This window comes from Ruegeria sp. BG5 (assembly GCF_056538425.1).
In genome coordinates this window covers 108,227-121,170 of the sequence record NZ_JBQFTC010000001.1, presented here as the reverse complement: position 1 = coordinate 121,170, position 12,944 = coordinate 108,227, and the positions used below count along the sequence as shown (strand labels likewise).

Annotated in this window: 8 protein-coding genes; 3 read left to right on the top strand and 5 right to left on the bottom strand. The window is 62.1% G+C overall.

What is annotated here, in order from left to right; genetic code table 11:
* The first annotated feature begins 79 nt into the window (after positions 1-79).
* Complete coding sequence (locus tag ACR0KX_RS00530) at positions 80-1,675, top strand: GMC family oxidoreductase (protein WP_480707715.1); 1,596 nt, start codon at positions 80-82, stop codon at positions 1,673-1,675.
* 89 nt (positions 1,676-1,764) lie between these two features.
* Entirely contained in the window at positions 1,765-2,583 is an 819-nt protein-coding gene (locus ACR0KX_RS00525; protein ID WP_170452813.1) for a DUF2189 domain-containing protein, read from the top strand.
* Positions 2,584-2,614: 31 nt separating this feature from the next.
* On the opposite strand, the gene ACR0KX_RS00520 is transcribed toward ACR0KX_RS00525, so the two are convergent.
* The 5 genes from ACR0KX_RS00520 to ACR0KX_RS00500 are packed head-to-tail and all read right to left on the bottom strand — an operon-like array spanning position 2,615 to position 11,938.
* Positions 2,615-4,288 carry a thiamine pyrophosphate-binding protein gene (locus ACR0KX_RS00520; protein WP_170622794.1) on the bottom strand — a complete coding sequence of 558 codons (1,674 nt, stop codon included), beginning with the start codon at positions 4,286-4,288 and terminating at the stop codon, positions 2,615-2,617.
* Positions 4,289-4,291: 3 nt separating this feature from the next.
* Entirely contained in the window at positions 4,292-6,703 is a 2,412-nt protein-coding gene (locus tag ACR0KX_RS00515) for an FAD-dependent oxidoreductase (RefSeq protein WP_170622792.1), read from the bottom strand.
* Complete coding sequence (locus ACR0KX_RS00510) at positions 6,700-9,111, bottom strand: GcvT family protein (protein ID WP_480707713.1); 2,412 nt, start codon at positions 9,109-9,111, stop codon at positions 6,700-6,702. Before ACR0KX_RS00510 ends, ACR0KX_RS00515 begins: the two co-directional genes overlap by 4 nt.
* The gene (locus ACR0KX_RS00505) at positions 9,108-10,397 is read right to left on the bottom strand and encodes an aminotransferase class III-fold pyridoxal phosphate-dependent enzyme (protein WP_170521574.1); all 1,290 of its coding nucleotides are present in this window, start codon (positions 10,395-10,397) and stop codon (positions 9,108-9,110) included. The genes ACR0KX_RS00510 and ACR0KX_RS00505 overlap by 4 nt, the downstream gene beginning before the upstream one ends.
* Positions 10,394-11,938 carry a trimethylamine methyltransferase family protein gene (locus ACR0KX_RS00500; protein ID WP_480707711.1) on the bottom strand — a complete coding sequence of 515 codons (1,545 nt, stop codon included), beginning with the start codon at positions 11,936-11,938 and terminating at the stop codon, positions 10,394-10,396. The genes ACR0KX_RS00505 and ACR0KX_RS00500 overlap by 4 nt, the downstream gene beginning before the upstream one ends.
* Before the next feature lie 109 nt (positions 11,939-12,047).
* Here ACR0KX_RS00500 and ACR0KX_RS00495 point away from each other — a divergent pair, with 109 nt between their 5' ends.
* Positions 12,048-12,908, top strand: a complete 861-nt coding sequence (locus tag ACR0KX_RS00495) for a LysR family transcriptional regulator (RefSeq protein ID WP_170622783.1) — start codon at positions 12,048-12,050, stop codon at positions 12,906-12,908.
* The last annotated feature ends 36 nt before the right edge of the window (positions 12,909-12,944 follow it).

Here is a 12,944-nt window from a genome sequence, read left to right as displayed (position 1 = left end):
CGTTTTGTATCAAAAAATGCTAGTATAATTCCTGCATCTTGCATAGAGTTTTTTTCAACGACGTTGGAAGGAGGCGATCATGGAAGTGGATTATGCGATTGTCGGAGCAGGGTCTTCGGGCTGTGTCATCGCCAATCGGCTCAGCGCCGATCCCAATACCAAGGTCGCCCTTTTGGAAGCCGGTGGGCCGGATACCAACCCGTGGATTCACATCCCGGTCGGCTATTTCAAAACCATGCACAACCCCTCGGTCGATTGGTGCTACCGGACCGAACGCGACCCCGGCCTGAACGGCAGAAGCATTGATTGGCCCCGCGGGAAAGTGCTGGGCGGATCATCTTCGCTGAACGGGCTATTGTATGTGCGCGGACAGAAAGAGGATTATGACCGCTGGCGCCAGATGGGGAATGTCGGCTGGGGCTGGGACGACGTGCTGCCCCTGTTCAAACGATGCGAGGATCAGGAACGGGGCGAGGATGAATTCCACGGAGTCGGCGGGCCCTTGTCCGTGTCGAACATGCGCATCCAACGCCCGATTTGCGACGCCTGGGTCGCGGCGGCGCAGGCTGCGGGCTACCCGTTCAACGCCGATTACAATGGGGCCGAACAAGAAGGTGTCGGCTATTTCCAACTGACAACACGTAATGGCCGACGGTGCAGCGCGGCTGTGGCCTATCTCAAACCAATCCGCAATCGCGACAATCTGAACATCATCACCCATGCCCTTGTGACAAAGATCGAACTGGACGGGAAACAGGCGACCGGAGTGGTCTATCGGGACCGGTCCGGCGAAACCAAGACGTTGAAGGTACGTCGCGAGATCATTCTGTCCGGCGGCGCGATCAACTCGCCACAAATCCTGATGCTGTCCGGTATCGGAGACCCTGATCACCTGAAAGCCAATGGCATTGAACCGACCCACGCCTTACCTGCTGTCGGCAAAGGGCTACAGGATCACCTGCAGGCCCGTCTGGTGTTCAAATGCAACGAACCCACGTTGAATGATGAGGTGCGCAGCCTGTTCAATCAGGCGCGCATCGCGCTGAAATATGCGCTGTTCCGCGCAGGTCCAATGACAATGGCGGCCAGCCTGGCGACCGGCTTCCTGAAAACCCGCCCGAATGTACAGACGCCGGATATTCAATTCCATGTTCAGCCATGGTCCGCCGACAGCCCCGGCGAAGGCGTACATCCGTTTTCCGCCTTCACCATGTCGGTCTGCCAGCTTCGCCCCGAAAGCCGGGGAGAGCTGCAATTGGATGGTCCCGACCCGTCCAAATACGTGAAGATCATCCCCAACTACCTTTCAACGGAAACCGATTGCCGAACCATCGTCGCCGGCGTGAACATCGCGCGCAAGATCGCCACCCACAACCCGCTGGCCTCGAAAATCTCCGAGGAATTCCGGCCAACATCGGACCTGTCTTGCGACGACTATGAAGGCACGTTGGATTGGGCACGGTCGAACTCGGTTTCGATCTATCACCCCACTGGAACCTGCGCGATGGGCACCTCGGAAAACGCGGTTGTGGATCCGGAACTGAAGGTGAAGGGGATCGATAACCTGCGCGTTGCCGATTGCTCGATCATGCCGGAAATCGTCAGCGGGAACACCAATGCGCCCGCGATCATGATTGGCGAGAAGGCAAGTGATCTGCTGACCGAGCGCAGTTGAACCAAGCGACAGTGCCAATCCGCGCCATTCACCTCGCTTGCCCTGATGCACCACCTGATGCAAACTGATCTGCGGAGGAGGGATGTGCCATGACATCCAAAACCGCAGGATCCACACCACCGGACAATCTGGCGCCGCAGCAGCCAGCCGCGCCCAAGATCAACAAGGTGACAGCAGATGACATCACCGCATCTCTGAAAGCCGGGTTTTCCGACTTTCTGGCGCGCCCTTTCATGAGCGGTTTTTTCGGCCTGTTCTATGCAGTCTTCGGCATCCTGCTGGTTTGGTGCCTGATCTGGCTGGGAAAAATCTGGATGATCATCCCCGCCATTGTCGGCTTTCCGCTTGTTGCGCCGTTTGCTGCCGCGGGCCTGTATGAAATGTCCCGTCGCTTGCAAAAGGGCCAGAGTTTCGGCTGGTCAGACATCCTGACTGTCATGGCCAATCAGCGCAAACGCGAGATGGGCTGGATGGCCTTTGTCACCCTGTTCATCTTCTGGGTCTGGATTTACCAGGTTCGGCTTTGGCTTGCGATCATACTGCAGAATGCGTCTTTCTCGGATTTCGACGGGTTTTTGAACACCGTGTTCTTCACGCCGCAGGGCTGGACCTTCCTTGCTGTCGGCACCTGCATAGGCGCGTTGCTGTCAGCTGTGCTGTTTGCGGTGACTGTCGTTGCCATGCCCATGTTGCTGGACCGGGAAATCAATTTCGTGTCGGCGATGCTCACGTCCATTCGGGTCGTCAACGAAAGCCCGGTGGTCATGCTGGGCTGGGCGGCGATCATCTCGGTCACGATGTTGCTGTCGATGGCTCCGGCGTTTCTGGGCCTGATCTTCACCCTGCCGATCCTTGGGCACACCACATGGCACCTGTATCAGCGGGCGGTGACACCGGCGGAGGGGTGATCCATCCCAACCCGGATCAGCAAGATCACCCCTATTCCCGGCGCTGCGGTGCCTTGAACAAATCCTTGCGCAGTGTCATCAGCGCGCCTGGGTCGATTTTGGCCTGAATAACAGTTGTTTCCCCCGAAGCTATTGCCTGTTGCAACGCAGGACCCATACCACCGGGGCCATTGACCCAGATGCCTTTGCCGCCGCAAAGTTCCGCGAATTTGTCAAAGCGGGGCGACTGGATTTCGGCCCCCAACAGACGTCCGCCATAGAACTCTTGCTGATAGGCTTTCTCGGCCCCCCATGCCTCATTATCCAGAACCACGATCACGATGGGCAGATTGTGTGAGATGGCGGTCTGGATTTCGATCATCGTATACCCCACCGCACCGTCGCCCATGACGGCAACAACGGGCCGGTCGGGGGCTGCGGCCTTGGCCCCGATGGCGACGGGCAGGCCAAAGCCAACCAATCCGAAATCCAAAGGGGTGATCAGCGACAAAGGCTCATAATGCGCCAGACGGTCCGCGGCTTGAAGGCAGGTGTTACCGGTGTCCAGCGTGACGATGGCGTTTTCGGGCAGCGCGTCGCGCAGCTCGCCCAAGGCACGGCGGGGATGCATGGGCAGGGTCTCGATTGCTGCTTCCTCGGCGCGCTCGGCCCGAAGGGTCTCCATGTCGGCACGAAACGCATCACGCCATGGATCGCAATCAGGTTTAGGGACCGCATCGATCAGCGCCTCGGCAGTCAGGCGCGCATCCCCCTGCGCCGCGATTTCAGCCGGGAAATAGCGCCCCACCGCAGATCCGTCGATATCCACATGGGCAATCCGCGTCTCGGCCCCGACATAATCGTTTGAATGAAAGGTCGAGTTGAACCCCAGCCGTGCCCCAAGCACGACCATCACATCCGCCTCTTTCGTCAACCGGCTGGCCACCCGGTTGCCACGCGGCCCGGCCTGCCCCGCAAACCACGGGTGTCCGTGGCGCATCACGTCGGCATGGCCGGTTGATGCAACCACCGGCACCTCAAGTGTCTCGGCCAAAGCGGTCAGCGCGTCTCGCCCGGCGCTCCATTTGAAGCCACCGCCGGCAAAAATCACCGGGCGTTTGGCTTCACCCAGAAGCGCGGCGATGGCGGCAACATCTTCGGAGGCCGCAGGACCGGGCCGGGCGATGTTAACTGACACCGGGTCAACCGCAGGCAACTCGGCTGCAAACAGGTCGCGCGGCACATGCAGCACAACCGGCCCGCGACGGCCCGTATTCGCTAGCCGTATTGCATCTTCCAGCATCGGGACCAGACGCGACGGGTCCGTAACTATGACCGAGCGTTTGCAGATCGGGGCAAACAAAGCCACCTGATCGACCTCCTGAAACGTGTCCTTGTGCTGATCGGCCCGCGTGATTGCGCCTGCGATGACCACCAGCGGGGAATAGGCCAGATGCGCCTCGGCCACGGCGGTGACGATATTGACCACGCCCGGCCCGGCCTGCGCGCCCAGAACAACACCGGGCTTGCCGGTCATCCGCGCCCAGGCATCGGCCATATGCCCCGCCGCCCGTTCATCGCGCGCGCCCACGTATCCGATTTCGCCGCACTGATACATCGCGTCATAAAGTTCGAGCATCGAGCCGCCCAGCAGGCCGAACACGGTGTCGATCCCATTGGCCTTGAGCACGCGATAGACGGCCTCGCCGCCGGTGATTTTGGTCATGGTCTAGTCCTCGGATCGGGGTCTCAGGTTTTGTGGGTCAAACAGGGCGTCGTCATGCACGGTCACGGGGATGGCACGGTTCAGGATTTGCACGCTGAGGCCATCGCGCGGGGTGCCTTTGCGCACGAACAGCCAGCCCAGCGACTTGCCCACCGTATAGCCATACCCGCCCGAGGTGGTCAGACCAACGGGCATGCCATTCAACGACACAGGCTCGCCGCCATGAATGTCGATGCCGTCGGCACGGAGTTCCGCATAGAAGAGCTGCCAGTCCGGATCACGGGCCAAAAGGGCATCCTTGCCGATGAAATCGCGACCTTCGGCGCGGACAAAGCGGTCAAGGCCGACGTCGAACGGACCGACATCCGTGGTCAGCTCGCCGCTGGCGCGATAGGCTTTCTCCATCCGCATCCCGTTGAACGCGTAAGAACCCAGATCGACCAGCCCGTGCGTGGCACCAGCCTCAAACAGCGCATCATAGAGCGCACCGATCCGGTCCAGCGGCACGTGCAACTCCCACCCGAGCTCACCCACAAAAGACACCCGCAGCGCATAGCAGGGGATGCCTGCAACGGTGATCTCTTGCCCCGACAGCCAGGGAAAGGCAGCGTTGCCGAGGTCAGCCTCGGTCAGTTCCGACATGATCCGGCGTGACGCCGGGCCGGACAGGGACAGCATCCCCCAATCGGCGCTGCGATTGACCATCTGCACGTCTTCACCGGGTCGGATATGGGATTTGATCCAGTCAAAATCCGGGTTCGCCCGCGCGATGGCGGAACCGGTGAAATAGCGACCATTGGCGATGCGCCAGATGGTGATTTCGGTCTCGAACCTGCCCTTCGGAGTCAACAGGTGGTTCAGGCTCATCCGCCCGTCTGTGGCGGGGATTTTGTTGGCCGACAGCCGGTCGAGCAAGGCGCCCGCATCCTTGCCGGTGATCTCGAACTGGGCAAAGGCGCAGAGGTCGATCACACCAGCGGCGGTACGAGTCGCTTTGGCCTCGGCCATGGCGTTTTGGTGCCAGGTCTGGTGGCCCCAGCCGATCTGCTCGACCTCACCCACCGCACCGAAATAGCGCGGGCGTTCCCAGCCAGCGACCTCGCCAAACACCGCGCCCTTGGCGGCCAGCCGGTCATAAAGCGGATGGCGGTTCAGCGGGCGCAAGCTGTCGAACTGCTTGCCGGGGCAGGGCGTGTCATGGCGGCGCATGAACTCGTCCTTGGTGCGCTCGACGATGAAATTGTCGGTGCTGAAGTCGCCATAGCGGCGCGGGTCCATCCCACGGGTGTTGATCTGGGTTTCGCCATGCACCATCCAGTCGGCCAGCACCTTGCCAGCCCCACCGCCCCATGCGAGCCCGATGGAAGACCCGCAGGACAGCCAGACATTTGGCGCACCCGACGGCCCCACCAGCATCCCGCCATCCGGCGTATGGGTGATCGCCCCGCGCACCACGCGCCTGATCCCCAGTTCGGCCAGCACGGGCATCTTATCGAGCGCCACCATCAGAAAATCGCCAATCGAGTCGTAATCGACCTCGAACAGCTCATTCTCCGCTGCCCATGGCGCGCCTTGCGGCATTTCCCAGACCGTAGGGCAGACATGGCCTTCGTAAATCCCGATCAGGCCCGATTTCTGCTCTTGCCGGATATAACCGCCAAAGGCATTGTCGCGCATGACGGGCAGTTCGGAACGGTCCTGAAATTCGGGCACCGTATCCGTGACCAGATAATGATGCAGGCAAGACACCGACGGGATTTTCAGCCCGAACCATTCCCCCACCTGATTGGCGTACGAGCCTGCGGCGATCACCACATGCTGGGCGAGAACATCACCCTTTTCCGTCGCCAGACGCCACATATCACCCTTGCGCGATGCGCCGGTGACGCGGGTATGCCGCTCGATCCTGGCCCCACGCGCGCGGGAGGCGGCGGCCAGCGCCATGGTGACACCGGATGGGTCGATATGGCCGTCTTCAAAGGTCTGCACGGCGGCCTTGATGTCAGAGGTCCGGTAGAAGGGGTTGCCTTTGGCCACTTCCTCGGGCCCGACCAGTTCCATCGGCAGGTCCAGCAGCCTGCCGACCCCCATAATCGACTTCATCCAGTCGACCTCATCATCGGTGGTGGCGATCCGGAAGCCGCCGACCTGATGCCAGCCGATGCTCTGGCCGGTCTCTGCCTCGACGCGCTTGTAGGTCTCGATCGAGGTCTTGTTGATCCAGCCCGCGATCCGACTGCCGACCGCATGGGCGATCTGGCCCGCCGCATGCCATGTGGAACCGGAAGTCAGTTCTGCCTTTTCGAACAGGATCGTGTCGGTCCAGCCGTTTTCGGCCAGTTGAAACTGGGCGGCGACGCCCATGATCCCGCCGCCGATGATCGCGACCTGAGTGGTGCGGGTCGTATCACTCATTGGAATGCCTCTTTGGCGGGTTTCGGGGCGGCGCGGGCGGTAAAGCGGGTGCAGGCGATTTCCACCTCCACCGCCCATGTGCCATCTGCGGAGGAAGATTTTTCGTCGAAAAATCTCGGCGCGCCCGAGATCATTGCCAGCGCAACAGATCGGCCGAACCGGTAACTCCACGCGGCAGAGGTGATCTGGCCCGCGACCTTCCCTTCGAAATAGACAGGCTCGTCATGGATCGGGATCGCATCCGGGTCATCGAATAACAGCGAAACGATCCGGCGTGCGGGCGTGTGATCCCGCAACGCCTCTTCGCCCACAAACCCGGTGCCCATGGCGCAGAATGCGTCCAGACCGGCCTCGTGCGGGGTGGTGCCGGGGGTCAGCTCGTGCCCGAAAGCGCGGAACCCGCTTTCGATGCGAAGGCTGCCGCTGGCGTAAAGACCCGCATGGCTGGCCCCGGCAGCTACCAGCGCCTCATACGCGGCCATGGCCATGTCGGCCTGGATATAAAGCTCGTACCCCTCTTCGCCGGTAAAGCTCAGCCGCCCCGCCCAACCGCGTGCAAGGCCGATTTCGACCGGCGCGAAGTGAAAGCGCTTCAGATCAGGGACCGGCATGTTCGAGGTTGCTTGCAACACGGAGCGCGCCCGTGCCCCGGCCAGTCCCAAAATGGCATACCCGCTGGTCACATCGATGAATTCCACCCGGAAATCGCCCCGTGTCTCGCGCATACGCTTGAGGACGCGCACGACCTCGCCCGTGCCGGTGATCAGCAGATAGGTCTCGGGGCCGTGGCGCTGAACGGTCAGATCGCTTTCCACCCCGCCGCGTGCGTTCAGGATTTGGCTGTAGGCGATGCGCCCGTCGGGCATATCCATCTGCGCCGCGCAGAGACGGTTCAGAAAGGCGTAAGCGTCCGGCCCCTGTACCATGATCTTGCCAAAGGCGGATTGATCCAGAATGGCGGCACCGTTGCGGCAGGCCTCGACCTCGGCCCCGACCTGATCGCGCCACGCGGGCACACCGAATGTCAAAGGCAGATGCGCGGCCTTGCCGCCGAAATGCACGGCGCGTTCCCAGCCGCCGCGCGATTCAAACTGTGCCCCCGCAGCCACCAGACCGGCGTGAATGGGGGACCGGCGCTGACCGCGGGCGCTGTCCATGGCCCGACCCGGATAGGGGTTGTCGTAATGGCGGCCCAGCACCTCGGGGATGCGGGCCTCCAACGCGCCCAGCACGTTCATTTCGGGGCTGAAGCGGCGAATATCGGCCTCGTTCAACTCCATTGTCGGCTCGCCTGCGATGATCCATTCGGCCATCGCCTTGCCCGCACCTCCGGCAAGGGCAATGCCGGTCGAGTTCATGCCACCCAGCAGGAACAGGCCCGACACCTCGGGGCTTTCGCCCAGCATGAACTGGCTGTCGAGGGTAAAGCTTTCAGGCCCGTTCAGCAGCATCCGCACCTCGGCCCGCTCCAGCGCGGGAATCCGACGCAGGGCGTTCTCCATCATTGGCGTGAAGTGGTCCCAATCCTCGTCCAGCAGATCAAAGCTGAAACCCTCGGGCAAACGGTTCAGAGGCAGCCCCTTGGCGTTGGGTTCAAAGCAGCCCACCAACAGCCCCTCGACATCGTCGCGGGCATAAAGGAACGCGTCCTGATCGTTCAGCGTCGGCAGATGCGCCCCTTTGCCAAGCGCCTGCACCTCGGGCAGGGGTTTGGTCAGGATGTAGAAATGCTCGCAGGCATAAAGCGGCATATGGGCACCGGCCATCGCCGCCACCTCGCGGGACCAGAGGCCACAGGCGATCACCACCTCGTCGGCCTCGATCACATGGTCCCCCACCGCGACGCCCGAGATACGCCCGGCCTTTTTCCGCAAGCCGGTGAGGGCGGTATCCTCGAAAATCCGCACCCCCCGCGCCCGTGCGCCTTTTGACAGCGCCAGTGCTACGTCCGAGGGGTTCACCCGCCCATCCGCCGGGGACCAGACCGCGCCGATCACGTCATCGGTTTCGATCAGCGGCCATAGTTCTTTCGCGCGGGCGGCATCAACCACCTCGGCCTCAAGACCAAAGGCACGGCCCAGCGAGACCTGCCGTTTGATATTGGTCAGCCGGTCCGCGTTGGTGGCCAGCGTCAGCGACCCGGTCTGGGTCCAGCCGGTGGCTTGGCCCGTCTCGCGCTCCAACGCGCCATAGAGATCAATCGAATAATTGATCAGCTTGGTCAGAGTTGCCGAGGGCCGCAGGCGGCGCACCAGACCGGCGGCGTGCCACGTCGTGCCACTGGTCAGTTTCGAGCGTTCCAGCACCACGATATCCTTGCGCCCCTCGCGCGCCAGATGATAGGCGATGGAACAGCCGATGACGCCGCCCCCGATGATGACCGTGCGGGCATGGGATGGCAGGGTCATGGCAGTACCCCGTCGCGGATCATGTCGGACAGCGTGGCGCGAAACGCCTCCAGCGCCGCATCGATCATGCCCGGCTCATGTGCCGCCGAGGTGACACCGGACGTGTAGGACATCATATCCACCCCGCGTGCCAGCAACCCGTCGCGATAGGCTTTGACCGTGGTTTTGGGCAAGCCACGTATCTGAGCCGGGCCAAGACCGTCCAGAGAGTGTTGACCAAAGAACACATGAAAGACCGAGCTGTCGCCATAGGCCACACCGGCAACGCCCAGATCGGCCAAAGCGGTATTCATGCCGTCCCGCATCCGCGCCGCCATCTCATCGGCCTTGGCCTGAGCCTCGCCACTGGCCAGCAACGGCATTGCGGCGCAGGCTGCGGCGGCCACCAGCGGTGAGGCATTGAACGTGCCCTTATGACTGACCGCCGGTGCGATGCCGTCGCGCATGGTCGTGTTGTTCATCAACTCCATGATCTCGGCCCGGCCGCAGACCGCACCGCCCGGCAGACCGCCGGTGACGATCTTGGCCAGCGTTGTCAGGTCGGGCAGGATACCATCACGCGCCTGTCGCCCGCCGGGGGACCAGCGGAACCCGGCGATGATCTCATCAAAGATCAGCACCACACCCGCCGCCCGCGCCACGTCGTGCAGTGCCCGCAACGTCGCGCTCGACAATGGAACCGATCCATAGTTCGACCCGGACGCCTCGATGATGACCGTTCCGATACGATCATCTTGCAGCGCATCTGCCATCGCGTCGGGGTTTGCCGCGCAGACATGGATCAACTCATTCACCGCCTTTGGTACGCCCAGCGACGCGGCTTGATTTGTTCCCGGTTTTGCACCTTTGAGCGCGTGGTCGTGCCAGCCGTGGTAATGCCCATCCACACGCAGCACGTGATCCTTGCCGGAATACGCGCGGCCCAGACGCAAGGCGAGCATCGTCGCCTCGCTGCCCGACGCGGTGAACCTCGTACGTTCGGCGCAGGGGTACAACTGATTGACCCATTCGGCCCAAAGGATTTCAGCCTCGTGACAATCGGCGCTGAAAATCGACTGTCCGGCCTGCTGTCTGATCGCCTCGATGATCGCAGGATGACCATGGCCCAGCAGCTGGCTGGCGCTGCCCATCTTGAAATCGATATAGCGGCGGCCTTCACTGTCCCATTTCTCGGCCCCCTGCGCATGCTCGATGTAGACGGGATGCGGGTCGCGATAGCGCAATTCGTGGCTGACACCGCCCGGAAGGGCCGCGCGGGCGCGCTGGCTGAGGTCAGAATTCTTCATTCAGGTCGTCCGATTTGGGTCCGTGTCAGACGGATGTCAAAACTGCCACGCAAGCTGCGATCGATGTGATCGGGGATATGCGCCGGGAAGTGGCTGTTCAGGATCTCGCGCGCCCGTTCGCGGGCGACGTCGCCGATCCTTTGTCCGCCGTGTGCCTCCCAGTCACGCGGGGCCCGACGGTCGCCGATTTCGGGATAGAAATAGTCCGACTTCATCCGGCTGAACGTGTGCATTTCGCCCAGATAATGACCCTCGCCCCTGCACACATCCGCAATGACATCTGCAGCGATGTTTTCCGGCGAGGCCTCGATCCCGCGAATGGTGCGCAGGATATTGCCCAGCAAATCGTTGTCGCTGACATATGCAGCGTGGCTGACACCCAGAAGGCTCGACATCATGCCCGCCGCCTGCGTGACGATATTCGACCCCGCATGGGCGGCCATGGTCACGGCCAGAGATTTCTCGGCCCCGTATTGGGCGTCCAGTCGCTTGGCATCGGTGATCCCTGCAATCGAGCTTGTGGGCAGATCCCAGTGCCGCCCCATCTGTGCCGCCCCCGCCATCAGGATCGCCTGCTCGCCGCCGCCGCCGCTCATGGAACCGGTGCGCAGATCGGCCACCAGCGGTTTGGGCGCAAAGATCGCCTTGACCTCGGGATCGACCAACCGCGCAAAAACCAGCCCGGCCAGAGTTTCCGCCACCGCCTGCACCAGCGACCCGGCAATCGTCGCCGGGCTGGTCGCCCCGGCCTGACCGGCGCTGATCAGTTGAACGGGAAAACCTGCCCTGATCGCAAGGTCCAACACCTGGCAGGCCTCTTCGGCGAAGCGCATCGGCGGGACCACGTGGCAGACCATGACGGTAAGAAACGGGCGGGCGCGAAATGCGGCCTCACTGCCTGCGATGCTGTAGCAAAGCTGGGCGATCTGGGCGACGTTCTGCGGTTCAGTGATCGAGATCGACACATGCTTGGACGTGCCCGCCAGACAGGCATAAGCGGTATTAAGGTCCATCACAGCGGGGTCCTCGATATCCCGCGCCACAACCGACCGGCTGAAATGATGGATATTGTCCATCTGATCCACGATCCGGGCCGCATCATAGAGGTCCTGCAACGTGGAATCGCGATACTCGTGCGTGTTAAGGTCGAACACCCCCGGAGCAGCCCCGCCGGTTGACATATGCACCCGCGATCCTTCGATTTTAAGGTCGCGGTCGGGGTGCTGGCCACACAGCGAGAACCCGCGTTGCGCCCCATCAATCGCCCAGCACACCAGATCGGGCGGAAACAGCAACCGCCCGTCACCCGTCCGCACACCGCCCGCCGCAACAACCTTGTCGATCATCGACGGGGTGGCCTGACTTAGACCAAGCGTTTCCAGCAATGCAAAGGCAGAGCTTTCGACCAACGCCACCTCATCCGGGGAAAGCGGTTTGAGACGACCGCCCATGACCCCCGGCCAGACAGGCAGAGAGCCTTCGCTTTGCAGGGTGTCCTTCAGCCGGTCTTTGCGACCTCGGCGGCGGCTGGGTTTGATCATCGACTCATGAAGTTTGCTTTTCGTCGAGATCAGGCTTTCATATCCGGAACACGTTTACAAAGGCAGCTTACTCAGCAATAGATGAGTAAAACTACTCTATAGGCCTGACATGAAACCGTCCCTTCCCGCCCTGCGCGCCTTTGAGGCCGCCGCCCGGCTGGGCAGTTTTCGCGCCGCGTCCGAAGCCTTGTCAGTCACCCCGACGGCGATCAGCCACCATATTCGCGGACTGGAAGATCGGCTTGGCACCAAGCTGTTCGTGCGCAGCGGTCGGGATGTCACACTGACCGAAGACGGCGAACGACTTGCAAACGCCGCCGCTCAGGCCTTTGGGATATTGGACGAAGCGGTGCGCACGCTCCACCGCCGGTCCCGCAAGGTGGTCCGCCTGGCGGCCGGCCCGATTTTCACCGCGCGGTGGCTGATGCCAAAGATCAGCGATTTCTGGGCCTCTCACGCGGATATCGAGCTTGAGGTTCTGCCCACTTTCGAACCCGGAACAAGCGTGCGGGAAAACCTCGACATCGTGATCCGCTGGGACCGCATGGCCGAGACATCGGGTGACGCGATCAAATTACTTGAACTCAGCCCTGTCGCCATTGCGTCCAAGTCATTCCTTGACACCCACGGCCCCATTAAGGACCCGAAAGACCTGCTGAATTTACCCCTGCTGCACCAAAGGAACCACTGGGGATGGCTGGATTGGTTCGCAGCCATGAACGTGCCCGTCCCAAACCGGCTGCGCGGTTCGATCTTCCAGGACGCAAACGCCCTGCTGCGCGGTGCTGCCGAAGGGCAAGGGATCGTGATCGGCTGGCTGCCGCTGATCGATCAGGACCTTGCCGAGGCACGGGTCGTTCGCCTTTTCGATGAAAGTATCCCCCCCACCCATGCCTATTTCGTCGAGGTGCGCGGAAGCGGCCCCGTGAGGCGAGAGGTGCAGAAGGTCGTGGACTGGCTTGCGGGCTGATGCTGCCCCTATTATTTGCGGCTCGAAGCGCGTGCA